The following is a 26,150-nucleotide window of genomic DNA, read 5'->3' as shown; positions in this document are numbered from 1 at the left end:
CCTCAGCATTGGGGTTGTCGTTTTTTGTGTTAAACCAACTAGCTGTTTCTAAAAAATGATTCGTATTCTATCATTAACTGTTAGTGAAAGGGAATGGACGAAGCTAAGTCGAATTTCATATTGAGTAAAGACATGATGAAAGGAAATGATGAATTTGGCTAAATGGTTCCCTCATATATACGATGTTGCAATGAAGCCGCTAGAAAAAATGCGTTTTGAGCGGATTCGTGCAAATCTTGTTCGTCAAGCACAAGGGAAAGTTTTGGAAATTGGTTTTGGTACTGGCGCAAACTTCCACTACTATCAGGATGTTGAACGCGTTGATGCTATTGAACCAAATCCTGCTATGAGTAAACAAGCAAACAAACGCATCCAAAAAACCCATACCCCCATTTATACCTATCAAGCAAAGGCAGAGGAATTGCCTTTTGAGGATAACCGCTTTGATACCACTGTTGCAACACTGGTTTTTTGTACGATTCCTGATCCTGAAAAAGCACTTCAAGAAATACGGAGAACTTGTAAAGTAGGAGCAAAAATCCTGTTATTTGAACATGTCAAAATGGATCAGAAGATGATGGGCAAAACTCAAGAAGCATTAACACCAGCCTGGAGAAAAATGTGCGATGGCTGTCATTTAAACCGTGATACGCTCAAACTGGTAAAGCAATCAGGATTAGAAGTGCAGAAAGTAACTTCTTATTACGGTGGACTTTTTCTTACGATTGAATGCTGTAATTCTTTATAAGCAAGTAGATCATGTTAAACTGCTCTTTTAACAAACATTAGATGCTATTGCTTTTATTTTTTTAAGGAATATTAATATCGTAAAAAAGTGATCTAATTACCGGCTTACTGCGTAGTATAAGTAAGAGAAATAAAAGACACAGCGATAATCTATTTCTCGAACTCCACATTTTAAGGAGATTGATAAAAAGAAAAGATTTTCCTGTAGCGGGAAGTATAGTAAGGTAGTAATACGAAATACGTGACAAAGGAGACAGGGGATGGAAAAAAGTACTGATACAAATTTGTATATGCGGGTCAGTCAACAAGATAAAGCCGCATTAGAACAATTATACGACCGCTACGAAAAAATCCTTTTTTCTTTTCTGTATAAAATGCTAGAAGATCGCGAGCTAGCTGAGGAAGCCTTACAAGAGGTGTTCATTAAAATTTGGCGCGGTAAAGGGGTTTACGATGAAAGCAAAGGGAAATTTACTTCCTGGCTTTTTAGAATGGCGCAGAATACAGCTATTGACTTAATACGAAAACGCAAACAGCCATCTGTTCCAATTGAAGAAGCGGCGCAAATGGTCAGCAATGATGCACCGGTTGAGCAGCAGGTCGAATGGCAAGAAGAGAAAAGTCAGATTGAAATGGCTGTTCAACACTTATCAGCAGAGCAGCAAAAAATGATCGATTTATTTTATTTCAAGGGACATACACATGAGACAATCGCGGACATGTGCAATATTCCACTGGGAACTGTTAAGAGCCGAATAAGACTGGCATTAAAGAAGTTGAAAATATCACTGCATGGAATGCAGGAAAGGGGGGCTTATGATGACTAATATAGATTGTGATTACCTACTAGATTATTTGAATGGAACATTGTCAATAGCTGAGGTTCAGCAATTTGAAGAACACTTAAAAACGTGTACGGAATGCCAAGAGATAGTAGAAGCAACTGGTCAGCTCCCTTATCTTGCAGACCCAGTGGAACCACCGACAGCGATGAAAGCACGAATTCTAGCTAATGTATTTGAAGAAGAACCTGTTCAGGATAATCCGTCAGTGGCATTAAAACCAGCAATGTCTGCGATACCGATAAGCAAAAATAAAAGCAGGAGAAACACCTGGAAACCGCTGCTCGCAGCTGTACTTTTATTGTCACTACTAGGTAATGGCTATGCTTTCTTTCAGCTATCTGACAAAGAAGGTGGACCAGAAACAGCGATTCAATCATTCCAGTTAGAGCCGAATGCAGCATTCTCAGGAACTGCAACAGCAGAAATCATCGAAGAAGATGGGTTAGTAAACCTTGTTGTCCAGGCAGATCGATTAGCTGAATTAGACGCAAGTCAAGTTTATCAAGTTTGGTTGATCAAAGATGGGAAGCCAATTCCAGCCGGCGCGTTTTCGCCTAATCCCAATGGAGAAGGTGCAAGCTACTATCAACTAGAAGAGACAGCAGCAGAATGGGATACTATTGCTGTGACGCTTGAACCTAAAGCAGGAAACCAATTGCCAGAAGGCGAAATTGTATTAAGTTCAGAAATTTAACTATCCGCTTTTGCGGATAGTTTTTTTCTTTTGAATCTTTTTTCAAATAAAGTGATCTAATGGATCGCTCCTTGCGTTATGTCTGTATAACGAAAAAAAAACAAGAAAAAGGGAGCGATTTTAGTATGAAATTAAACAAATTACTGTTAGCCCTACCACTTAGCCTAGCGTTGCTTGTACCAACAGCAGCACTTGCCGACAGCCACGGCGGTCATTCAACAAGCGAAACTGCAACAGAAGTAAGCACGACAACACCTGCGGCGGAACTGCGCATCGCACTGGATACGACCTTAACAGAGCACGCATTTCTAGCAGTTGAAGCGATGCGTAAAGGCGTCGACGGGGCAGAAGATTTTGATCAAGCAGCAGGAGCCTTACTGGCAAACGCTGACGACTTGTCTGCAGCCGTTGGTTCAGTTTACGGGGAAGAAGGCGCCGCACAGTTTGACGAAGTATGGAAGTCGCACATCGGCTATTTCGTCGATTACGTGACAGCAACCGCTGAAGACAACCAAGAAGGCAAAGATCAGGCGTTAGCGGAACTGGAAACCTACAAAGTCGAACAATCGAAATTCTTTGATACCGCCACAGGCGGACTCTTGCCAGCAGCGGCGGTTCAAGAAGGATTGGACATGCACGTCGATCAGTTGATCATGGCGTTTGACGCGTATGTGGCCGGCGATTTTGAAAAAGCTTACTCACTTGAGCGCGAATCGATTCAACACATGAGCATGTTCGCCGAAAGCTTGTCTGTAGCGATCACGACGCAATTCCCGGACAAATTTGACAACACCAGTGCCGATACACCGGCCATTGATTTGCGTGCCACACTCAACACAACATTCACTGAACACGCAGGACTTGCGGTCATGGCGATGCAAGACGGCGCGGACGGCGCCGAAAGTTTTGACCAAGCAGCAGGGGCACTTCTTGCGAATGCAGATGACTTGTCAGCAGCCGTAGGATCGGTTTACGGCGACGAAGCCGGTGCACAATTTGAAGAAACATGGAAGTCACACATTGGTTACTTTGTGGATTACGTAACAGCAACCGGTGAAGGCAACAAAGAAGGGCAAGAACAAGCGCGTGCCGAGCTTGATCAGTACATCGTAGACCAAGCAGCCTTCTTAGACGCAGCAACAGAAGGTCGTGTTCCTGCAGCAGCACTGGAAGAAGGTTTAACTGCTCATGTTGGGCAACTACTGGCGGCATTTGATTCGTATGTAGCGGGCGATTATGACGCAGCGTACAGCTCGATTCGCGAGGCGTATGCACACATGCAAATGCCAGCAGCGGGCTTGTCAGCAGCGATTGTCGATCAATTCCCAGACCAATTCGGCGCGACTGAAATGCCAGCCGAAATGCCAAAAACAGGCATGGGTGGTATGTCTGATACCGGATCATTCCCATTCATGTGGGTACTGGTCGGATTAATGTTAGCGGCATTGACGACCGTAGTCGCAGTTCGTACACGTAAACAGTAATAGCAATGCGTGTTTGAATAACTAATAAATAAATCCCTAAGTCATGTACATGACTTAGGGATTTATTTTGAGTAGGTCGGGATAAGAAAAAGCAGCGAGGCATTGTAAAAACTAAAGAATAATTTTGCGGCAAATTCTGAAGTAGAAGACGAAAAGTAAATAATTAAATTTTTGCTTTCTATCGTCTTTGACATCTCTTCGAAAATAAAGTACATTATCATATGGGCGAACAATTATTAAGTTATATAGATATATCATTCGTGTATAGGGGTGTAATTTATGGAAAATGTATTTGATTACGAAGATATTCAATTAGTTCCTGCAAAAGCAGTAGTGAACAGCCGTTCAGAATGTGATACATCAATTGAATTTGGTGGACGAACTTTTAAATTACCGGTTGTACCTGCCAATATGCAGACAATCGTAGATGAAAAAATTGCGGGATATTTAGCGGAAAATAATTACTTCTATATCATGCACCGATTCGAGCCAGAAAAGCGCTTAGCATTTATAAAAGACATGCAACAGCGTGGACTTTTTGCATCGATCAGTGTAGGGATTAAACCAGAAGAATATGATTTCATTCAATTAGTAGCTGATGAAAAAATAATACCTGAATATATTACAATTGATGTGGCACATGGTCACTCAAACGCAGTTATCGACATGATTCAGCATGTTAAAAAACTACTGCCAAACAGTTTTTTAATTGCTGGAAATGTGGGCACACCAGAAGCTGTTCGCGAACTTGAACACGCAGGGGCAGACGCGACAAAAGTGGGCATCGGGCCAGGAAAAGTTTGCATTACGAAGATTAAAACAGGTTTCGGTACAGGAGGCTGGCAGTTGGCGGCACTTCGTTGGTGTGCCAAAGCAGCAAGTAAACCCATTATCGCAGATGGGGGTATTCGTACACATGGTGATATTGCAAAATCAGTGCGCTTTGGGGCGTCAATGGTGATGATTGGTTCACTTTTTGCTGGACACGAAGAGTCGCCTGGTCAAACGATCAACCAGGACGGAAAACTATTAAAAGAGTATTTCGGTTCAGCCTCAGAATTCCAAAAAGGCGAAAAGAAAAACGTTGAAGGTAAGAAGATGTTTGTAGAATATAAAGGTCCATTAAAAGAAACGTTAGTAGAAATGGAACAAGATCTTCAATCGGCGATTTCTTATGCGGGTGGAGACAAACTATTAGCAATTCGCAATGTTGATTATGTTATCGTTAAAAATTCCATTTTCAATGGAGATAAAGTGTATTGATTTATTGAAAAGCCCATCAATTAGTTGATTGATGGGCTTTTTTCTGCTTAGTTGTTAGTAGCCAGATGATGACAGAAACCGTTAATAGTGCCCCAAACAAGAGGTATTGAACACTTTTAGGGACGACTTGTATCAAACCGTAAACTACGGCCAACTCCATAATTACAGCTGGAATTTTACCAATGGTGCTGGCGACCCAAAACTTTTTCCCATTAATCGTTGTTAATGCGGCACCCGCTGTCACAAAACCTGAAGGCATAAATGGCAGCAGACGGAGGAAAATCACCAAACTGAAAACTTGTTTTGTTGTTTGTCGCTGAAACTTTTGCCAGAACGGATGGATGAGCCATTTAGGGTCTGCTTTGGAAAAGCCAAAGCGGTAAAGATAAAATCCAAACAAGGCTCCGAATATTTCACCAGCAAATGTTAAAGTAGCGCCACCATAGAGTCCTAGCGACTGAATATTGATGGCGGTCATGAGGGCGCTAGGAATAAATCCAACAGCACCAACGACTATATTGGCGATAAGTAAAATGACGGTTTTAACTAAAGTAAGTAAAATTTCCATAAGCGATGACTCCTTTTTAGCATTCAATCTTTAACATGTTTTACAAATCCCTTACGAACAAAGAGAACGAATCATTCATATATTTTACCATCATGGGCAAAGAATAGGGAGAAGAGACTGTATCGTACTGTTAAAAAGGGGGCGATAAGTTTAAAAGTCCTTCAGTAAAACGTGTGCTAGTTGTATGATAGTGAAAGAGACTATCAGCCGGATTCGAACATAATTAGAAGATAAATGATAAGGAGTGAGCTTTTGCACAATCAAAAACGAATTAGAGATTACGGTGTAGAGATCGGATATATAAAAACTGGAAAGCTAAACGCTATAACAGATGTAACAGGCGTTACAGTAGGTCACGTCACATTGAGTAACGGCAATATGCAAACCGGGGTGACGGCGATTTTGCCGCATGCAGGAGACTTATTTCATAATAAACTCATTGCTTCTAGCCATGTCATCAATGGTTTTGGAAAAACAATGGGCACTATTCAACTAGCCGAACTAGGGACGCTAGAGACGCCAATTGTCCTGACAAACACCTTAAATGTCGGCACAGCGGCCAATGCCGTCATTGATTACATGTTGGAGAAAAATCCTGATATCGGCAGTACGACGGGTACTGTTAATCCGGTAGTCGGTGAATGCAACGATATGTTCTTAAATGACGTACGGGGGCGCTTTGTTCAAGAGCAACATGTACGTCAGGCACTCGAAAATTGTGCTGTCGAGTTTGAAGAAGGCGCCGTCGGAGCAGGCAGAGGCATGCTATGCTATTCGCTAAAAGGTGGAATTGGTTCAGCATCTCGTATTGTCAAACTAGAGCATAGAGACTACACGATGGGAGTTTTGGTGTTATCCAATTTTGGTATGCTAAGCGATTTGACTGTCAGCAGCAATCCGATTGGCAAAGCTTTGAAAGAAAAAATGCTGCACTCGCATAAAGAGGAAGACAAAGGCTCTGTCATGATTATTGTTGCTACAGATCTTCCGTTGTCTGAACGCCAGTTAAATCGTATTTTAAAGAGGTCAGTGACTGGACTTTCACGTACAGGTTCGATTATTACCAATGGGAGTGGCGAAATCGTACTCGGGTTCTCAACAGCTAACAAAATTCCTCATGCGAAAACGCAACAGTATCTAACAATTGATACGATTCACGAAGAGGATATGGACGAAGCTTTTAGAGCCGTCGGAGAAGCGACAGAAGAAGCTGTATTAAATTCATTGATTACGGCAGAAGCTGTTATTGGCCGTAATGGCAATGAAAGACCAGCGTTAAAAGAGTTGCTTGAAAAATTCAATTTAACACTCTAGAGCCTTTAACAGGTTCTTTTTTTAATGCAAAAGAATTTTGTGAATACGCATGACAAAAACTTCTGGTAAACCCACCGCGATTTTCTGCTTGAAATTGTGTGCGGGTATACAGAAATACAGATTAACACTTATAGAAAAAAGGTGGAAACTAGTTTGAAAAAATCATTACATAAAATTAATGTGCAATAAAAATAATAAAATAGTATATTTTTTTTTGCATATTGTACCATCGGCTATAGTCTAACAAGGACAAAAGAGATCTTTAAATGCATTGGAAAATAAATTTTAGTAGTCTAGAAGTCTTGCTAGTGAACAAACTACTAATTTTTATAGCTGTCTTTGAAGCGTTGAGGCCGATAACAGTAAAAGAGGGTGCTTACGAATGAGAAATGTTTCACGTGCATTTCAGCAAGTCTCTGTCTCCTGACTTTGTTGCCACTGACATTAAGCGATTCATTGGTTCGAGGGACCGCTCGATTTTCTGCTGAACCTTCACCTTCATTTCCCAAATTTACTAAGTGGGCTAGGAGTTGTAACAGCGTTGATTGGTAAAAAAGGAGATTTAAAATTCAATCTCGTACTGTTCACTATGTTGAGCTTGAGTCTTTATGTCATTTTGACCACCCACCTCAATTCCCTTTAAATCGATATCAAAAGTCAGTTAAACCAAAAAGATGAGACATAACGTAGAGTGACGTTATGTCTCATTTTTTTAGTTATCCCTAACTAGTTGGACGTACCCATAACTTGGAAAAATTGATGTATCCGAAATGACTGAGCGTGATGTTCATTAAATCCATTGCGAAAGGAATTTGTCGCTTTTCGTAGTAAAGAGGAATCATAATAGACGATGCCATCAATTGTTGTTCGATTTTTAAATTTAATGCCGTCCACTCTTCAAAAGGTGTCTGAGCATATTGCTGCAGATAATTAGCGAACTGTGGTTGAGATTTCATAATCGTTGCTATTGGGGATGAGCCGTTTGATAAAAAGTAAAAAAAGGAAAAGTTTTGATCTAGTTCAAATACTTCTCCGTGAACGAAAAGGTCCGCTGTTTGGTCTTCTGTTGTATCCAATAATTTATCTTGAAAAGACATCCACTGAATTTCGACTGCAATTCCTTCACTTTCTAGAGCCTCTTTCAGCCACAATGTAGCACCGCTTGTGTAGTTTGCCGCTTTTATGATTAAAGGCTGATCGATTTGGGGCCGTACTGGACAGCTGAAGGAAACAATTTGTTGTTGCTGACCAATTAAACAACTCGTCTGATTAGCTAGTGCCCGTGTATGAAACAGTTCAATTTTATGGCGGTGTTTAGCAATAGCATAATGAACATAATCACGCACTTCTTGTTGGTTAATGGGGGAATTTCTAAGTGCATTTAAAATTACCACTCCAAATCCCGAATCGCTTTCTACTTGAAAGGTTTTTCCCTCCAAATATTGCACAGTAGACCGATACGTAAAATCATAATCCTCAGAAACCTGAATAAACTCTACGATATCGATCAAAGGTCGTTCTTGAAAATAATCTCCAAATGCTTGCAATGTCGTTTTAAGTTCATGATTTTCTACGATAAAAAAACTTCCAGAACCGGTAAGTTGCTGTGCATTTTCTTTGTAAATACTGGCATTAATCATGCCGAGCATCTGTAAACAATAGCTGCAGCCGCTTGGAAAAGAAATATCAATAATATAGGGACTAATCGCTACAATCTCTGTAATGGGTTGCCACAAATCCACATAGGAAGAATCTGTGCGCAACCGGTTTAAACAGTCGATTACATCATTTGCAGACAAATACGAACCGTCATGAAAGCGGACTTCTTTTCTTAGGTATAGCCGAAGGTCGGTAGCTGTTAAATCCCAACTATGAGCTAGTTCAGGATATACGACACCACTAGCATCAACAAATACTAGTCTGTTGTATATAGTGGCTACCATATTGGCACTTTGAATATCTGCAGCTTCGAGAGGGTGAAGTGTTAGTAACGGATATTGTCTTGGGATAATCAGTTTGTCCGTGTTGCCCATACTATTTTGAACATAACCGAAATTAGCACGAATTTGATGCAAGATACGCTGTTTGACTTCGGGTGACCAATCAAATAAAAGATATTTGCTGACAGTTTCGATTGATTTTTCTTCTATCAGTTGTAGAAGTTGTTGTTCATATACTTCTTCTACATGTTGGTGCCACTGAAGATGCGAGGCGTTCCCTCTACCTTGGCCTGAAATAAACGTAAACCAACCCTCATCAGACCATTTGCGGAGAAGACGTGCCGTTTGTTTTGTGCTTAAACCGAGTTTGTTTGCTAATTGAGTTTGTTTAATATTGCCAGATGGGACAGTTCGCCATAACGCTAAAAGAATTTTTTCCATAATGCCTCCTGTTAAAAGTGGACATAACTATAAAAATTGTCTATTTTTAGTATTTTCCGTCTAGTTTAATATACATAAGACAAAGGAGGCTGACAAGATGAAATGGAAAGACTATCCACAGAATATTAAAGTGCGTTTAATTACTTCTTTTTTTAATCGAGCTGTGGCTTCAGCTGTGATGCCATTCATGGCTCTTTTCTTTGCACAGGAAATGAGCAAAGTTTGGGCGGGGTCTTTTTTGATTATCACCGTATTCATCGGTTTTTTTGTGAATATGATCGGTGGATACATTTCAGACCGCTTTCCTAGAAAAAAAGTACTGGTCATGACATCTTTCTTGAGTGCCTGTATGTTCTTGCTAATGGCAGTAAGCTTGCTACCTACGGATAGATGGATTGGCTTGTTTGCATTAGCCTATGTGTTCTTCATAATTGCGAGTAGTTTAGGACGCCCCGCGATGCATGCCATCATCATTGATTCAACGACTCCAGAAAATCGCAAAGCTATTTATGCCATCGATTACTGGATGGTCAATTTGTCGATGGCTATTGGCGCTGCACTTGGTGGCTTGTTGTATCTTAATCATCAAATTGAACTATTTATGTTGTTGACAGTGACATCTGCAAGCTTGCCAATTGCCTATCACATTTGGTTGAAAGATGAGCGTGTTGTGAGCTTGAAAAAACAGCATCACAATGTTCTGATTGACTTACTGCAAAACTATCGAGTGGCTTTTCAGGACCGTCCATTTGTTAAAGTAGTCATTGGATCGATGTTTATATTTTCAGCGGAATTTTCATTGAATAGCTATATTGGTGTCCGGTTAGCGGAAAGCTTTCAGACATTCACGATTGCAGACTTTGATGTCGCAGGTGTACGAATGCTTAGTTTGCTAAATATCCAAAATATGTTGCTAGTTGTCTGTTTTACTTTTGTTGTCAATCGATTCACGGATCGCTTTTCTAAAAAGCATGTTTTATTGACAGGATTATTGCTTTACAGTATTGGCTATGTCACGATTACATCAGCGAATAGCTGGTATTTATTGATTTTGTTTAATTTTATTGGCACGATTGGGGAGTTGGTTTATTCACCTGTCCGAAATGCGGAAATGGCCAATATGATACCAGAAGACAAACGGGGATCGTATTCGGCGTTTTCTAACATTTCATTTAGTGGGGCAGATCTTTTAGCGCGCTCGACCATTATTATTGGTGCTTTTTTAATTCCAACGATGATGTCTGTCTATATGGGCGTGTTGCTTATGATTGGTACGCTTCTTGTATATACAGGATTATTTGTCAGAAAGCCCAAAAGAAAACTGGCGAATAGACCCGAAATCATCTGAAAATTTCGTTTAAAAAGGTAGGAGAATGGCTGTGTTGATTAGAAAAGCAGTTCCAAAGGATGCCGAACAATTGGCTAGCCTAATGAAACAAGTTGAACAATCCGGGTTGATGCTATTTGATCCTGGTGAACGAAAGACGACTCCTGAGCAATTACAACAACGCCTTTTTTCAATGGGGCAAGAGTCAATTGTGTTCGTTGCAGAGGAAGGTCAACAATTAATGGGATATTTGTTTGCGATAGGAGAAGAAATCCAACGTAAGCAACACTCGATTCACATCGCAATAGGCGTTTCGCGGCGAGAGCGGGGAAAAGGTATAGGGTGTCAATTGTTCGTGGCCATGGAAGAGTGGGCAAAAGACAAAGAAATTCGCCGCATTGAATTGACCGTATTAGAACACAATCACGCTGCCATTGCGTTGTATAAAAAAAGAGGTTTTGTAGTAGAGGGACTCAAAAGAGAGTCGATTGGTATTGGTGGTAACTACATGAATGAATGGTTTATGTCGAAATTACTCTAGAATTTTTTTAGTCAATACATGCACTTTAGGCAGTCTTGAACTGAGATTGCTAAAGTGTTTTTTGTCTTTATAAAAAATACATGGATATGAAAAGGAAAAGCACAAATCAACTAGAATTTTGTACAATATTGTATTTAATCTATATTTTTAGACTTATTAACTGTAGACTATTATAGAATATCTTATGAATAGGAGATGTATAGATGGCAGCATTGCTTTTTTTCTTTCTTGAAAACATGGCATTAATTATCGCCTTATTGTATTTGGCGTTAAAAGCAAAAGAATTATTATTCCCAAACTTGACTGAATCAAAGTTCTTATATCTATTAAGTGTTGTCTTCATAAGTTTTTTAACCTTTTCCGTCATGTATAATCCGTATTTTTATATGGGCATGAGACTGGATTTGCGTGAAGTTCCACTTTATTTTATTTCATACATTGCTGGTTGGAAAGTTGGACTGCTATCTGCTATATTCCCGGCATACTTCCGGTACTCTTTCGAAGGTCCGACGGTTGTATTGGGTATTTTGCAAACGATTGTACTGCCAGTCGTTATTGGCAGCTTGTTTCACAATCAAAAATCATCAAATAAGTTTTTCAATTTATTGAATCTCAAAAAAATGATGGCTGGTTTTTTGATTTTCGAAATGTTGAAATCAGTCTGGATGTTTTTATTTACACCAGCAACTATTTCTATTATTATTGCCATGTTGTTTTTTGCTGGAGTTGCGGTATTGGCGATGGGTTTAATCACCAATGGAGAAAGTCGTCAACTATTGCTGCGAACAGAACTGGAATATTACTCAAATCAAGATCCGATGACGCAGTTGCCCAATATCCGTTTTTTCAAAAAGACACTAGCGCCGTTGATTGTGCAACAAATTCCACTCGCCATTGTTATGATGGATGTGGATTATTTCAAAATTTACAATGATACACATGGGCATCAAAAGGGAGATGCCGTACTTCGTTCGCTTGGCCAATTAATGAAAGACAATACGCGTAGCAAAGATCATGTAGCTCGTTATGGAGGAGAAGAATTTATTTTTTGCATTACGAACCCTCAAGACCAACGTGAAGCTTTGATGCTTGCTGAAATTGTTAGAAAACAAATAGAGCTTTATCCGTTTGTCGGAGAAGAGTTGCAACCAGCAGGAAAACTAACAGTGTCAATGGGTGTCAGCATGAGTACAGGAGACAAAAGCTTAGATGAATTGATTGGTGAAGCCGATAGTGCCATGTATGAATCAAAGCATAATGGAAGAAATTGTGTGACAGCTCATTCTGAAATAAACACACGTGAATTGGTAAAATCTTAATCGGAAAAAATGATGAAACAGTCACTGCGTATAGTGGCTTTTTTTGTTGCGGCGCTTATGCTTTTCTTAATCCCAACAAAAGCTTTGGATTTAAGTTAAAATAAAAGGAAAGGTTTTTCTTTATCTAACTTGATATATTACATAGGAGTCATTGAATTTCAGCAATGTTATTATTAGGAGGATATTCATGAATAGTTTTATTGTTATGCAAGGAGAGACCTATCAAGAAGAACGCAACGCAGAGGTTCTTTGGTCACCGAGGGTTGATAAATCGGGGATGATTCCACACTCTTGGAAACGAATGCAGGAGTTAAAAAAAGGCGATATCGTTTTTCATTATGTAAAAGGATTTTTAGTAGCTATTAGTCATGTACGAGAAGATTGTAAACATGGAACCAAACCTAAAAGTACAGACGAGCAGCAGGACAGCACTGAAGAGGTATTTATCGCACGGGCTGTTTATCGCGAATTGGACAATCCGTTATCCATTAAGGCGTTTTTTAGCGACATAGAGCCTTTACTGCCCGTAAAATACGCGGCATTTCAAGAAGATGCTAGTGGCAATTCAGGTTATTTGTATCCGTGCAATGAAGAACTGGCGATGAAATTTTTAGAACTAATTAGCGCCTTAAATATTTTCACCTTGGAAGTCGAACAATTGGAGTTGTCAATGGAAGTGATTAAAAAAACAGAGCATGATCCATTAATCAGCTTGATTGCAGAAGCAGAACTACAAATCAAAACGAAAATGCGTAGAGGTAAAGAACAATTCAGAGAAAGTTTATTGCCGCTTTGGAACGGAGAATGTCCACTTTGTGGAATTGGTATTGACACTGTGTTGAAAGCGACGCATGCCAAGCCTTGGAAAGACAGCTCAGCTGAAGAGCGGCTAGATGCTTTTAATGGCATCTTACTTTGTGCCAATCATGCTGCTTTGTATTCAGCGGGATTCATCGCATTTACCGGAGGCGGAAGTCTCCGTATTTCGAGTCAAATTCCAGAAGAACATTATCCCACCTACCAATTAAAAAGAGGGATAAAAATACCCGTTTCGCCAGAGCATGCTCTTTATTTAAGATGGCATAAACGAATCGTTTTTGCCGAACTGCCTAAAGTGAAACTGCTGGTCAATCAACAATAATCGTTCGATAAGTATGTCTTTTGTCGTACGACATATGCTAAACTAGAAACAAGTGAATAATCATGCAGAAAAAAGGTGCTGATTCGTCAGCATAACAGGGAACCCGGTTAGATTCCGGGGCTGTTTCCGCAACTGTAAGTGCGTATGAAATAAGAAAATGCCACTGTTTAGTGTTACCAACTAAACGGGAAGGTTCTTAAAGTAAAGCGATGCACAAGCCAGGAGACCTACCTTTTTTTGAACGTATTTTTACTCTTCGGAAGATAAGGGAATCATACGGCAACGTTTCTATTTTGACTGCTGAAGTATGTCTCTAAATAGCTATGCCGCCGTCCTCTTTTGAGGGCGGCTTTTTGCTGTTTAGAGAGCGTTCAATGCCATGATCTTCACCAAACGGAAGTGAGGTGGAATGATGAAAAAAGACATGCGTTATCTTTGTTATCCATTTATGCAGGAATCTGCAGTTACTGTGGATTTTGAAATTAGGACTGATTCGTTAACTACCCGAATCGGAGAAGCCCTGTCATTGACACAAGATATAGAAGCTATACAACGAGATCTGCAGATTTTACAACCTATGGCTTATCATTTGAACGGCTCAGTTCGCGGTAAAATAGCCGTTCATGAGGAAGACTTGATTGAGCTAAGTAACATGTATGATTATTATGTAAACTTCACAAAGGATAAAATCGGTAATTTTGTTTTGCCGCAAGGAACACACGCTGCATGCGTCCTGCATGTTTGTCGCAGTGAAGCGAAAAAATCAGTAAGAGCCTTGCACAAAGTGAGTTTAGAAAGAGAAATACCGAACATTCTCTTTGATTATGCCAATTTGTTAGCCAACGTGCTTTTTACGATGGCTGTTTATGTTAATCAGCATCACGGAGTGGAAGAAATCCCGTTCGTCAGCAAGTCCTATCCAACTAGACCTAAAAAGAAAGAAGTGACCAATCAACAATGAAAATTTCCTCGTTCAAATACGTAGCTATCGGAGCAGTTGTTTTAACTCTAGGTGCTTGTCAATCAGAAACAACAGAAAAAACAGATGCAGAACCAACGAATAAAGGAGAGGAACAAGCAAACTATACCGTTACAGATGATTTAGACAACGAGTTGACGTTTGAAAAAGTACCTAAAACAGTTGTCTCACTTATTCCAAGTAATACTGAAATTTTGTATGGCATTGGCGCAGGAGAAAAAGTGATTGGCGCGACTGATTATGATAATTATCCAGCAGAAGCAGCTGAAGTTGAACGTATTTCAGATTCAGTCGTTTTTAACGCAGAACGCATCATTGAAATGGATCCAGATGTCGTCATCGGTTATTCTACAGGTGCGCCAACCGGTTATGAAGAGTTAGAAGCTGCAGGTATCCAAGTATTTGTTATTGAATCAGCGCAATCTTTTGAAGATGTGTATGGCGACATCGAACAAATTTCGACCGTCATGGGTCTTGAAGACAAAGGGGATACGTTAAATAGCTCAATTCAGCAGCAAATTGAAGAAGTACAAGAAAAAATAGAAGGGGTAGAAGCGAAAAAACAAGTGTTTTTTGAAATCAGTCCTTCGCCCGAAATTTATACAGCAGGTCAAAAAACGTTCCAACAAGAAATACTGAACCATGCCAATGTCGAAAATATCTTTGGTGACCTCGAAGGGTGGCCAAAAATTTCAGAAGAAGAAGTCATTACACGAAATCCAGAAATTATCACAACAACGGTTTCTTATACGGAAGATCCAATCGGGGAGATCAAAGCACGTGAAGGCTGGAGCGATATCGAAGCGATTCAAAACGATCAAGTCTTTTTCTTGGATTCTGATATCACATCACGCCCTGGACCGCGCATTGGTGACGCTGTGGAATTAGTAGCTAAAACAATTTACCCAGATTTATTTAACTAAAACACAAAAACTCCTCGCCTTAAAAGCGAGGAGTTTTTTTATGCAGGAAATCATAGCGTTATTCCAAGCTAGCTGGATCTATTCCGAACTCCTCTTTTAATACGTTCCTCTTATCGGCTGGAGACAGCTCGATTTTTGTTTTTCGTCCATTTTCTGAGCGTGTTAACTGATGATCTGACAAAGTAATTCGTCCGTTTTGAGTTGCCCGAGTGACTAAGTCATTGTGTGTAAAAGAAGAGTCTTTAGATACTTGATTAAAGACACATCCTTCATGAAAGTCAACCAGCTGCTTTTCATCTGTTGAAAATCTATAAAGCACTTTTTCGTTCTCTTCATTTTCACGAATCAGATCATAATAAACGTCATCCACTTTTTCGATGCGGTAAGTACCACTGTGATCAGTATGGCGTTCACCACCAAGCGGAATTGGACTCATCGTCGAGTCTCCAAAACCGGCATCTACTAAGTAAAGCGTATCAAACTCCACGAGAATCGCCGCATGCGTATCAGTTTTGGCCCAAGTGCCATTTGGTCTTTGAACGGTTGCCGATATTAGTTTTGCTTGATATCCTAACTGACTGAGAAGCCAGTGAAACAACCCATTTAATTCGTAACAATACCCACCTCGCCGCTGATTAACAATTTTTTCATAAATTTTCTCTAAGTTTAAGTAAATTGGAACATGTCGCATAACGTCTAAATTTTCGAATGGGATATTTTGCATATGCAAAGATTGCAATTCAGTCAAATCTTGCAAATAATATTCTTGAATCGCAGAAGCGTTAAAACGAGCTAGGTATTTTTCTTTATTCATCATGACTAATCATTCCTCCTATTACTGTAAATGTTTTTTTTGTAGATGCTATTCATTTTTAAGTGTAGTTATTTTTGCAGACGTGATACAATGAATGGGTAAATAAATTTAGGTGAAAAATCAGTTGAATAGTGAATTCAATTAGATGAAAAAAGAAGGTAGGGTGATAGATTTGGTATCAACGACTGATGTAGCAAAACATGCAGGTGTATCACAAACGACTGTTTCACGCGTACTGAATAAACCAGATCAAGTAAGGAAAGACACGTACGATAAAGTAATGGCTGCAGTGAATGAGCTAAATTATTCATTGGGTGGAGTAGAGGAGACTGTTCCATTTACTGCGAATGCGAACCAAGTGAAAATAATTCATTTGGTAGTTGGATCATTAGATGATCCAATCTTTACTGAAGCCACCCCGGCTATTATAAATTATGCAAAGCAGCAAGGCTATGAAGTAATTAGTCATTTTATTGCAAAAGAAAATGAATCGGATGTATTCGATGCGGTATTGTCTAGCAAAGCACAAGGCATCGTTTTGATTTCTGTGTTACTGAATAAAGAAGAGTATGATAAAATAAGTGAATCGAACACACCGGTGATTTTGCTGAACTCTAATTATTCAGGTAGTCATCATTCAATTGGCTTGAATGACACTGAAGCTGGGTATTTAGCTGCCCATCATTTAATAGAAATGAACCATCAAGAAATTGCTTGGGTAGGAGGTACATTGAATAATCCCTCTTATAATAATCGTCTTCTAGGATTTATTCAAGCTATTCAAGAACAGAAAATCAAAGTTCGTAAAAAGCGGTTAGTGGTTACGGAGACAGATAAAAACTCGTTATTTAAAGCTTTTAAGAATTTACAAGCATTAAAGAAAAAGCCGACAGCTATTGTTGCTGCTACTGATGAAATTGCCATCCAATTACTGGATTTTTATCAACAGGAAGGCTATCAAATTCCACAAGACATCAGCATCGTTGGAATTGGCAATTCAGAGATTGGCCAACATTCATCTCTGAACTTAACTTCTGTCGGAACGTCCGATAGCCTGGAAAATTTAGGTCAAGAAGCGGTAAAAAGACTATTTGATATGCTTCTTTACAATCAAGACGAAGCGTTTAATGTGACTAGAGATGTGCAGTTTTATGAACGGAAAACGACTGCTCTACGTTAACAAGCCATAGTGGCTGGAAATTCATCTAGTCAATTTAAAAAGCCGTGCCGGCAAACATACCGGCACGGCTCTTTTTGGTCTTTCAGATTTATTTACAAAAAATTTTCATTAATGGTAAATCTACTGATCATTTCATTTCTTTGTGAGTAAATGGACATTTCCCTTGGATAGGTTCGCTGTCGTCACCGATGAAAAATTGCTTCCATTCGTTATGTTGTGGGTCACCAAAGTGGCTAATGTCGGGATGAGTTGGCAAATGATCCCATGCTTCTACACGTTGTCGAACTTTATCACGTGACATTATGCCGCCTTTTTCAGTTCCTGTTAATCCTTTAAAAATACGGCGGGGCTGGAATCCTAAAACCATCGCATTGCCGAGGTCACGAGTTTTGCGCTGTTTATAAGCGGGTGTATTGCCAAAAATAAAGATGGGTTCCCCTTTAAAAGTAAAATCCCATAAATAATGGTCTGGATCGCGCGGGGCTTCTTTCGGCCATTCTGTGTCATCTTCATCATGTAAGTACTGCAAAATGTCCCAAAACTGTTGCCGATAAGTTTCAAGTGAAGCTTCTTTCTTGAAAGGCTCAACAAAGACAAATAGCCCGTGGCGTTTATGCTTTGGGTCATCAAATAACGTTAAGAATGCATCAACAGCTGCAGGTAAATTGCGCCAGTCTTCTTGTGTGATATACGCATAGCGTAATTCTCCTTTCATCTCGCCGTTCATGCCGAAGTAGCATGGAAAAGTTTTATCCGTTACAGTTTTGTGAAAAGTAGTGTATTCGGCTAATAGCCATTGAGGCAAGTCTGTGCGTGTTGTAAAATCTTCTTTCGTTAATAAAGCAGAGTTTGTCGTAATCATGAGAAGTTCCTCCTGTTGTATAAAATTGCGTTTTACTTGTTGTTCCCTAAGAAACAGCGGGCAAAACAAAAAAAGGCTGAGATTTTCTCAGCCTCTTGGTCAAGCGATTAAAATGCACCAGATCCACCACCGCCACCGCTAACACCCCCGCCTGCAGATATCGCTCCTGAAGCACTAGCAGAAGTGCTGGTGCTGGAATAGGCAGCAACAAACAGTCCAGTCAACAAAACAGGATTATAAAACAATCCGAAATCTGCAAATGCCGAATCGCTATAGGCAGTGGTGAAGCTTAGTGTTGTAAGGTGGGTGGATTTTTCGTCTGCCCCAAGTAGGTAGCTAAAAGCACGCATCTTTTCGTCTTGCGTTAAATGATTCCAAGCTGTTGGCTCTAGATTTTTCATCGCAGTCCGTAGCTGTTTCCATTCTTCTCGAATCACATGGCCTTTATAAGTAATCGGAGAGTAAAAACAAAATCCAATAAAGCCAATAGCAATGATTATAGAAACAACCATCATTGGAAACAATTCTAAGAACCCGAAAAAGATGGAAGCTACACCAAATACCAGTCCGCTAGTTCCAACGATCCCACGCAACAAGGGGTGTTTGTCGTAAAGCTCATACTGTTTGACCTCTTCTTGAATGCCTTGCTGCCAAAGAGTGATAGAGTCGGTGTAAGAAGCATGATTCAGCTCTTGTTTTGTGTAGCTTTCCAACTCTTTTGTTTCAAAAATTTCACCATCACCTACTTTATCAAAAAGCAGTTCGATTAACGTAGCCTCGTGAATAAATTCAGTATTGCGGTCGATCAGTCGGAATTTTTCTTCTGATAGCTGTTCAATCTTTTGTTTACGTACCAGTTCCATTAAGGCTGCTGCTGTTACAGCAGGTGTTAAAATGGAAGACTTAGTAAAATAGAGAGTCGCTGGAATGCTCATTTTTTGCTTTGGTACGAAAAAGTGAGGCGTGTCTGGTTTTGCTTGCTGCTTGGTTTTGCGCGCATGACTAAAAGCCCAAGCGAAGAAAGCCAGTAACGCTGCTCCGGCAGCTGGAATCAGCCAGTTGCCAATAGATTTTCCTACCTGTTGTTTAGCTAACAAAGCTGCAGCGTCGTTTGCCATTTGCTCTTTGTCAGCGGCTAAGTCAGCGAGGACCAAGCCGTCTTTCTGAGGTAGACTCGGGAATAGATGTTTGTCAAAAATGACGCGGACGTCTCCGTTAGAGCCTGCTAATACCTTGCCCATGTCAAACTGAACCCCACCATCACTTTGTAAACTGCCGGTTTGGTAAGCACCATCGTAACCGATAAAAGCTGTTTTTTCTGAATCAGCAGGCGGTGTAATGGTTATTGTCATTTGTTCATAGTCACTGTCGTTGCGGTCATCAAAAAATGGCCAATAAAATTCAGCGCCGTCCGCGTATGTATCGACAGCTCCTTGAATTTCGTAACGCAATTCGATGGTAATGGTTTCATTTTCACCTGAACGGAAGATGTTGTATAGTTCTTCATCCTGTTCGACTTTTAATTCTTTCCCCTGTTCAGAAGCGGTAAACTCATGAATCGACGTTCCTTTTTTTGGAACGATTTCCCGTATAATGCCATTAAAATCATCTTGAAATTTGTACGTATGATTTTCCGTGACAGCAACCGTTCCGTTGCTAGTTACTTGCGCATCGATGGTGACTTTAGAAATGGAATAGTCCACAGCAAATGCTTGAAGAGGAAACAACGTGAAAACGAGCAGGGTCCATAAAACGATAAATTGGTTTTTCTTGTGCATTTACCTCACTCCTTTCGTTCGTTACGAAATGCTCGGTAATAAGTTTCAGAAAGTCGATTGTTTCTAATCGGATGGTATCTCTGCCGGTTAAAACAGGTCTAAACTTTCAAATAAAAGAAGTATGGAAAAAGCTTCATTGGAGTGGATCGTGTGTTAACCTCTTTTCAACTAACTGAATTTTCATTTAACATTCTAATTATAGCAAGCAACTTAGCAAAATCACAAATAACACTCATCCGCGTTTTGTTGCAAGTTAAAGGGATCGCAGACAAATGAGATCCGTTTGAGACGGTTAACTTGAAGACCATGAACGTCCATCTGCTTCGAGTCCTCCTAATAATTTTCGGCGGCGATTTTCTAACGTTGCAAATGCGTTAAGGTAATCTGTTTCTGGCATCATTGGAATTTCTGCTTCCTGAAAAATGTTGAAATTAGGAATAGGTGGAATCTGTTTGGACGGCTTATAAAATGACTTGTTCAGTGTGTCTAAATACTGATCGATACTAGAGCGCATTTCTTTCAACAATAGCTGATTCGGATGATAGCTAACGGGAACAGCGAATTTGATTAAACTCACTGCTTCATCTAAAATCGCAATTGCTGATGGCATAGCGGTCTTATGACTCACGGCATGATAGTAATGTAAAACAGGATAAGCTGCGTGTTGGGCAGCAAGTGAACTGAGTTGCTCTGAGTAGCTAGCTAGTAAAAGATCAAGGTTATGAAAGTCATGGCCGTTCCAAGCGCTACTAACTAGCTCTTCAGCAGTTTCTCCAAGACCATGAATGCTCGAAGCGAAAGAACGTTTCATCGTAACCGCGCTTAAAATGGAGATTAGATACGTAACACCAAAAGTGATGAACAGCATACCTGTACCTGTTGCAAGAACGGAAACAATTTGCGCACTTCCTTCTTTTGGGCTGAAATCGCCGTTGCCGAGTGTAAAGATTAAATAACCGGCAAAGTAAAAGCGGTCGACCCAGGAGATAGCATCAGTTCCATGAGAAGGGGCAATCGCTTGCCCAAGTCCCGCAAAAATCAAAGTCCAGCCAATCCACAATAAAGAAATCCACATCAACAACGTTGCACTCAATACGAACGGACCTGCTAAGCTAAGTGATTTGGAATGATTTCCTCCAATCATTCTAGCCATTCTCCAAATAAGTGAAGACAAGCGGTTCGTAACGGGTCCCGCACCACCATCAATCCACAAAGTCGTCCAAATAAAATCGACGATGCACAGGATAATAAATGCCATGCCAACAAGTAAATAAAGTAAATTCAGAATAATCACTCCTTTCTTTTAGAAGGTGTAACATAAAATAATGACGTTAAACTACAGCAACAGCTTTGTTACTTGGATCAGGATGAGTAAACGAAGAACCTGATTTAAACGGCCACTTTGTGGATCCTGTTAATTACTACGGTAAGTCGTTTATTTAATTATCATACCCTTATAACGAAAATCTTAAAAAAGTTTATAACTACTGCAGTTTACTGCGGTAAGGAGGAGATAGCCATGACAGATAAATCAAAAATCAAAATCGTAGATAATACGGTGTTGCGGAGTGAGATAGCAAGAGCGACAAAACGGGTAACTCACGTTCATTTGGCAACGTGGGCATTGAGTGTGGCAAAACGCGTGCTCTGTTACGTTGAAAAAGAGTTTCCGCATAGTGACCAGTTACAAAATGGGATTCAAGTTGGGGAACTGTGGCAACGAGGCGAAGCTTCTGTTCAGGAAGTTAGACAAGCGGGATTCAACGTACATGAACTAGCAAGACGATGTGAAAGTGAAACGGCAAAAGCGGCAGCTCGGGCAATTGGACATGCTGTTAGTGTGGGGCATATGCGGGGACATGCAGTAGTTTGTTCAGATTACGCCATTAAAGCAGTCGGGCTTGATTCAAAAGCTGACATGAATAAGATTACCGAAGAAAGACAGTGGCAATTAAATGAATTAGAACAGTATCGCGATTAGGTTTTTTACAGATAGACAAGGGGCTAGAGCGTTCTCAAAACAAAAAGACCTGTTTTTTGCTAGCAAGCATTAATTTGGTAAAAAGATTTGACCGAGTAAGTTGTTGCCATTGAACAAAAAAAGATTGACTCGTCCAAATTAAAATACTAATATAAAATATATTGCTAATAGCTAATGGTTTTTTGCTTGTTAGAAATCTGAAGAGATTGAAAACAAAGAATCGCATTGGAAATTTTACATAAGTTAAAGTAAATCAAGCTATTTTTTTGTTATAGCAAGAAAGCGTTTTCACTACAGGATAGGGGTGTCAAATGTATACTTTTTTAATTTCTATCGTCATTTTAGTGGTAGCCTATTTTACATATGGTAAATTTATCGAAAAACTATTTGATCCGGTTGAAGCAAGGAAAACACCAGCTTATGCGAATGCAGATGGTGTCGACTTTGTCCCAATGAATAAACACAAAAATGCACTGATTCAATTGTTAAATATAGCTGGAACCGGTCCAATTTTCGGTCCAATCATGGGTGCCTTGTACGGACCCGTCGCATTTTTGTGGATAGTCATCGGTTCGATTTTTGCTGGAGCGGTTCATGATTATTTGACCGGCATGATTTCCATACGCAATAAAGGTGCACATATCCCAGAACTTGCAGGAAAATTTCTTGGGGCAGCGTCAAAGCACATCGTCAACGTCTTTGCGTTGCTGCTGCTATTGTTAGTCGGAACAGTATTTGTTACGACGCCCGCATCGTTGCTTTCGATTTTGGTGGATGGTAAAATCGCAGCGGGTATTATCATTGGTGTCATCTTTATTTATTATTTCTTATCAACGATCTTGCCAATCGATAAAATTATTGGACGATTTTATCCTTATTTCGGTGCTGTATTATTAATAGGGACACTGGGCGTGGGCATTGCGCTGTTATTCTCTGATTACAAAATACCGGAACTCAACTTCACGAACATGCACCCAGGCAATTTGCCAATTTTTCCGATTTTGTTTTTCACCATTACTTGTGGCGCGTTATCTGGGTTTCATGCAACGCAGTCACCGATTATCTCTCGGACGGTTGAAAAAGAATCGCAAGGCCGTTATATATTTTATGGCATGATGATTGCAGAAGCCATCATCGCGATGATTTGGGCAGCTGCGGCTATGAGCATTTTTGATGGACAATCTTTGAGTGGTCTGATCAATTCAGGAACGCCATCTGCCGTTGTTAATGAAGTATCCATGACTTTGCTCGGTGCAGTGGGTGGTACCATAGCAGTTCTCGGTGCGATTGTTTTACCCATTACTTCAGGAGACACAGCATTCCGTGCAGCTCGTTCTATTATTGCAGATTACATCAAGATGGATCAGACCCAGCTAGTAAAGCGATTGATTATCGCTATTCCACTTTTTATTATTTCAGCGGCTTTGACTCAAATTGACTTTAATCTTCTGTGGCGCTATTTCTCTTGGGCCAACCAAGCAACTGCGGGAATCGCTTTATGGATCGCAACGATGTATCTCTATATCCAAGGTAAAAACTACTTGGTGTCGCTTGCGCCTGCTATCTTTATCACCTATATGGTTTTTGTCTATATACTCAATCAAAAAATCGGCTTTAATCTCGATCTTGATCTTTCATACATCGTTGGGTTAGTGCTGACTGCGGTAGTGATTGTGCTATTTTACGGCAAAGCCAGAAAAAATCGACAGCAAGATGTCCAAACAGTCGTTACAGTAGAATGACAAAAAGCAGGCTGCGACAGCCTGCTTTTTCTATGACAATTAGTTGGGAAATACCATCATCAAATAAAGAAAATAAAAAATTCTTTATTTATCCTAAAAATTTGCTAAAATAAGATGTTGAGTTGATTAGAAGCTTTCGTAGATAAAGTCGGTCGCTCGCAAAAGGGAGGAAGCGTCAATTTCTAATAACTGGTTATGGTTGCCGGTACTGATTCTGACAATGAATTGCATCCGTTACGGAGAAACAATGCTGCATAACAGTTTGGCTCTTCATCAGGTTATGCTGTTTTCATTGAATATCGTCGGCATTCTATACGTGCTGCGGGTTATGTATAAGGGTAAAAAAATACACAATAAACCAACCGCTAAAAGACATTTCAAAATCTGATCACTGGCTAAAACAGCTTGCTCCATTTACCGATGGAGCAAGCTGTTTTATTGTTTGCTGGTCAATTCGAATGGTGTCTTCCATTTAGTATGTTTTCAATGTTTGTCGTTCTAAAGGGATTTTGTACGAATGCCGTTTAGCCGAATGAAAATGGGCAGAGGACTTCAGCCGTATCATGCTTGCTGCACCATGAAGGCGCTAGCCATGCCAATTAAATAAGCCTATTCCGCACAGCATTTCCGCTAAACTTATTAAGTCAACGAATTGTCCTGAACTCACTCATAGGAGCGGTTGATTAGTGAATCAAGTTATAATGCTTAAGTATCCTAATTAAAAGAGGAGTGATTCCATGATTCGTGTGTTACTTGTTTGTCTCGGAAATATTTGCCGGTCACCGATGGCAGAAGCTGTTTTACGTGAGCAATTAAAAAGGGCGGGAATGTCCAGTTATGTAGAAGTGGATTCTGCTGGAACGGGGAATTGGCATATTGGCCAAGATCCGCATCCGGGAACTTTGAAAATTTTAAAAGACCACAGCATTTCGGCAACAGGTTTAAAAGGGCGTCAGTTGCAGCCGGATGATTTTGCTGCATTCGATTACATTCTTGGAATGGATCAACACAATATCATGGATATCCGTTTGATACTCGGTCAGACCACTCATCCGAAAATCTGTCGTTTTTTAGATTTAACCGATCAAGCGAAAGACGTACCCGATCCTTATTTCACTGGCGATTTCGAAGAAACCTATGAACTCGTAAGCAATGGCAGTGCAGCATTAATTGGAAAGATTAAAAGAGAACATAATGTATAGTTGGGTTTTTATTCATTCGGACTTTTCTAACTGAAACCACAGTTCCGGCAACAGCACGGTCAACTCATGGGCAAGTAAGGTATGAGGCGAGCGCGTTTTAACCCACTCGTCTGCGCAGGCTCCGTGAAGATAAACGGCGTTTAATACTGCGTGCTTCCAGTCAGCGTGGCAGCACAACATGCCGAGCAGCATACCGGTCAGTGTGTCGCCGGTTCCACCTTTTGCCAGCGCGCTATTGCCGGTTGAGTTTGACCAAACCTCACCATCAGGAAAGGCAGTAATAGTATTTTGTCCTTTTAAAACAATTGTCACACCCATTTTTTTCGCCCAAATCACCGCATAGAAAGCGCGGTTTTTTTGCAATTCATTTACGTCCACGCCAGTAATGTGAGAAAATTCAGCAGGATGGGGTGTTAAGATTACGGGTGAGTGACGTTTCACGTAAGTTCGCTTGCTCAGTGCACCTGCGTCCAATATAACCGGTACGTGGCTGTCGAGTAGTGTACTAACGGCGTTTTCCGTTAACGCATCTGGATTTGTGCCGGGTCCAATTGCGATCGCGCGGTATGAATCGATGGGTGTCTTTTTTTCTGCAATCTGCTGTAACCCATTTTGTACGTAAGTGGCTTCTGGCAATTGAGAGACGATCATTGCCACCACTTCAGCTTCTGTCGCAATGACTAGTTTACCGACACCGCTCCTCGTCGTACCAAGTGCCGCGAGTAGCGCAGCGCCTGGCATTTCTTTTGTACCAGCAACTAATAGCGCTGTACCGTAGCTTCCTTTATGACTCGATGGCTGTCTTTTAGGGAGTGATGCGGCGACTTGTTCGGTTGTCCATGATTGCAAGATGACGGATGAGGTCATTTTTATTCCTCCCATTTTCAGAATGTGTACAGTTCGTTTAGTTAACTGTACGCATTCTTTTTATCAATAGCAAAACTCATCATTCTTTTTCTCCATGCTCAAAAAAAGTGAAGCAGAAAAAGCCAAAGCTCCCATTATAAATGATAGAATATTCTTTCAATGGAAAGCTAAACACCGGATTGATAGGTAGTTGATAAA

The 26,150-nt window shown here is 40.3% G+C and carries 23 protein-coding genes and 1 riboswitch; of the genes, 16 read left to right on the top strand and 7 right to left on the bottom strand.

Features of this window, described 5'->3' with window-relative positions:
- Positions 1–154: 154 nt before the first annotated feature.
- The 5 genes from AJGP001_RS08830 to guaC all read left to right on the top strand — a co-directional run bounded on the left by AJGP001_RS08830 (position 155) and on the right by guaC (position 5,033).
- Positions 155–748 carry a class I SAM-dependent methyltransferase gene (locus tag AJGP001_RS08830; protein ID WP_071154295.1) on the top strand — a complete coding sequence of 198 codons (594 nt, stop codon included), beginning with the start codon at positions 155–157 and terminating at the stop codon, positions 746–748.
- A 259-nt stretch (positions 749–1,007) separates the two neighbouring features.
- Positions 1,008–1,574: an RNA polymerase sigma factor gene (locus AJGP001_RS08825; protein ID WP_058385335.1), complete on the top strand. Its 567-nt coding sequence runs from the start codon at positions 1,008–1,010 to the stop codon at positions 1,572–1,574.
- Positions 1,567–2,286: an anti-sigma factor gene (locus AJGP001_RS08820; protein ID WP_071154296.1), complete on the top strand. Its 720-nt coding sequence runs from the start codon at positions 1,567–1,569 to the stop codon at positions 2,284–2,286. The genes AJGP001_RS08825 and AJGP001_RS08820 overlap by 8 nt, the downstream gene beginning before the upstream one ends.
- Before the next feature lie 125 nt (positions 2,287–2,411).
- Positions 2,412–3,770, top strand: a complete 1,359-nt coding sequence (locus AJGP001_RS08815) for a copper amine oxidase (RefSeq protein ID WP_071154297.1) — start codon at positions 2,412–2,414, stop codon at positions 3,768–3,770.
- 279 nt (positions 3,771–4,049) lie between these two features.
- Complete coding sequence (guaC, locus tag AJGP001_RS08810; RefSeq protein WP_078080424.1) at positions 4,050–5,033, top strand: GMP reductase; 984 nt, start codon at positions 4,050–4,052, stop codon at positions 5,031–5,033.
- A 16-nt stretch (positions 5,034–5,049) separates the two neighbouring features.
- Here the strand turns inward: guaC and AJGP001_RS08805 are convergent, their stop codons facing one another.
- On the bottom strand, positions 5,050–5,601 hold the full coding sequence (locus AJGP001_RS08805; RefSeq protein WP_143039548.1) for a TVP38/TMEM64 family protein: 552 nt from the start codon (positions 5,599–5,601) through the stop codon (positions 5,050–5,052).
- Between the two features lie 252 nt (positions 5,602–5,853).
- Between AJGP001_RS08805 and AJGP001_RS08800 the strand changes: the two genes are divergently transcribed.
- Positions 5,854–6,915: a DmpA family aminopeptidase gene (locus AJGP001_RS08800; protein ID WP_078080423.1), complete on the top strand. Its 1,062-nt coding sequence runs from the start codon at positions 5,854–5,856 to the stop codon at positions 6,913–6,915.
- Positions 6,916–7,637: 722 nt separating this feature from the next.
- On the opposite strand, the gene AJGP001_RS08790 is transcribed toward AJGP001_RS08800, so the two are convergent.
- Complete coding sequence (locus AJGP001_RS08790; protein WP_078080422.1) at positions 7,638–9,296, bottom strand: ABC transporter substrate-binding protein; 1,659 nt, start codon at positions 9,294–9,296, stop codon at positions 7,638–7,640.
- 97 nt (positions 9,297–9,393) lie between these two features.
- Between AJGP001_RS08790 and AJGP001_RS08785 the strand changes: the two genes are divergently transcribed.
- The 6 genes from AJGP001_RS08785 to AJGP001_RS08760 all read left to right on the top strand — a co-directional run bounded on the left by AJGP001_RS08785 (position 9,394) and on the right by AJGP001_RS08760 (position 15,526).
- Positions 9,394–10,644 carry an MDR family MFS transporter gene (locus tag AJGP001_RS08785; RefSeq protein ID WP_078080421.1) on the top strand — a complete coding sequence of 417 codons (1,251 nt, stop codon included), beginning with the start codon at positions 9,394–9,396 and terminating at the stop codon, positions 10,642–10,644.
- 31 nt (positions 10,645–10,675) lie between these two features.
- Positions 10,676–11,164 carry a GNAT family N-acetyltransferase gene (locus AJGP001_RS08780; RefSeq protein WP_078080420.1) on the top strand — a complete coding sequence of 163 codons (489 nt, stop codon included), beginning with the start codon at positions 10,676–10,678 and terminating at the stop codon, positions 11,162–11,164.
- Positions 11,165–11,367: 203 nt separating this feature from the next.
- Positions 11,368–12,483, top strand: a complete 1,116-nt coding sequence (locus AJGP001_RS08775; RefSeq protein ID WP_078080419.1) for a GGDEF domain-containing protein — start codon at positions 11,368–11,370, stop codon at positions 12,481–12,483.
- Between the two features lie 187 nt (positions 12,484–12,670).
- A complete protein-coding gene (locus AJGP001_RS08770) occupies positions 12,671–13,624 on the top strand; it encodes an HNH endonuclease (protein ID WP_078080418.1) in 954 nt (317 codons plus the stop codon).
- 55 nt (positions 13,625–13,679) lie between these two features.
- A riboswitch (cobalamin riboswitch) is annotated at positions 13,680–13,873 on the top strand.
- Positions 13,874–14,036: 163 nt separating this feature from the next.
- A complete protein-coding gene (locus AJGP001_RS08765) occupies positions 14,037–14,585 on the top strand; it encodes a hypothetical protein (protein WP_071154694.1) in 549 nt (182 codons plus the stop codon).
- Positions 14,582–15,526, top strand: a complete 945-nt coding sequence (locus tag AJGP001_RS08760; protein WP_071154695.1) for an ABC transporter substrate-binding protein — start codon at positions 14,582–14,584, stop codon at positions 15,524–15,526. Before AJGP001_RS08765 ends, AJGP001_RS08760 begins: the two co-directional genes overlap by 4 nt.
- A 58-nt stretch (positions 15,527–15,584) precedes the next feature.
- Here the strand turns inward: AJGP001_RS08760 and AJGP001_RS08755 are convergent, their stop codons facing one another.
- Complete coding sequence (locus tag AJGP001_RS08755) at positions 15,585–16,343, bottom strand: arylamine N-acetyltransferase family protein (RefSeq protein WP_245830150.1); 759 nt, start codon at positions 16,341–16,343, stop codon at positions 15,585–15,587.
- A 160-nt stretch (positions 16,344–16,503) separates the two neighbouring features.
- Here AJGP001_RS08755 and AJGP001_RS08750 point away from each other — a divergent pair, with 160 nt between their 5' ends.
- A complete protein-coding gene (locus AJGP001_RS08750) occupies positions 16,504–17,520 on the top strand; it encodes a LacI family DNA-binding transcriptional regulator (RefSeq protein WP_245830149.1) in 1,017 nt (338 codons plus the stop codon).
- A gap of 127 nt (positions 17,521–17,647) precedes the next feature.
- Here AJGP001_RS08750 and AJGP001_RS08745 read toward each other — a convergent pair whose 3' ends face one another.
- The 3 genes from AJGP001_RS08745 to AJGP001_RS08735 all read right to left on the bottom strand — a co-directional run bounded on the left by AJGP001_RS08745 (position 17,648) and on the right by AJGP001_RS08735 (position 21,454).
- Positions 17,648–18,382 carry a YqcI/YcgG family protein gene (locus AJGP001_RS08745; RefSeq protein WP_058385347.1) on the bottom strand — a complete coding sequence of 245 codons (735 nt, stop codon included), beginning with the start codon at positions 18,380–18,382 and terminating at the stop codon, positions 17,648–17,650.
- A gap of 107 nt (positions 18,383–18,489) precedes the next feature.
- Complete coding sequence (locus AJGP001_RS08740) at positions 18,490–20,160, bottom strand: DUF2207 domain-containing protein (RefSeq protein ID WP_071154696.1); 1,671 nt, start codon at positions 20,158–20,160, stop codon at positions 18,490–18,492.
- Positions 20,161–20,452: 292 nt separating this feature from the next.
- Entirely contained in the window at positions 20,453–21,454 is a 1,002-nt protein-coding gene (locus AJGP001_RS08735) for a potassium channel family protein (RefSeq protein ID WP_245830147.1), read from the bottom strand.
- Between the two features lie 225 nt (positions 21,455–21,679).
- On the opposite strand from AJGP001_RS08735, the gene AJGP001_RS08730 reads away from it, so the two are divergent.
- The 3 genes from AJGP001_RS08730 to AJGP001_RS08720 all read left to right on the top strand — a co-directional run bounded on the left by AJGP001_RS08730 (position 21,680) and on the right by AJGP001_RS08720 (position 25,085).
- Entirely contained in the window at positions 21,680–22,141 is a 462-nt protein-coding gene (locus AJGP001_RS08730) for a putative immunity protein (RefSeq protein ID WP_058385350.1), read from the top strand.
- A gap of 311 nt (positions 22,142–22,452) precedes the next feature.
- Positions 22,453–23,883 (top strand): carbon starvation CstA family protein, encoded by a 1,431-nt coding sequence (locus AJGP001_RS08725; RefSeq protein ID WP_078080416.1) that lies wholly within the window; start codon positions 22,453–22,455, stop codon positions 23,881–23,883.
- A 737-nt stretch (positions 23,884–24,620) separates the two neighbouring features.
- Complete coding sequence (locus AJGP001_RS08720) at positions 24,621–25,085, top strand: low molecular weight protein-tyrosine-phosphatase (protein WP_078080415.1); 465 nt, start codon at positions 24,621–24,623, stop codon at positions 25,083–25,085.
- Between the two features lie 12 nt (positions 25,086–25,097).
- Here AJGP001_RS08720 and AJGP001_RS08715 read toward each other — a convergent pair whose 3' ends face one another.
- Positions 25,098–25,952 (bottom strand): NAD(P)H-hydrate dehydratase, encoded by an 855-nt coding sequence (locus AJGP001_RS08715; RefSeq protein ID WP_071154302.1) that lies wholly within the window; start codon positions 25,950–25,952, stop codon positions 25,098–25,100.
- Between the last annotated feature and the right edge of the window lie 198 nt (positions 25,953–26,150).

Origin of the sequence: Planococcus faecalis (assembly GCF_002009235.1) — a bacterium.
Classification (GTDB): Bacteria; Bacillota; Bacilli; order Bacillales_A; family Planococcaceae; genus Planococcus; species Planococcus kocurii.
This window is presented reverse-complemented; position numbering and strand designations above follow the sequence as displayed.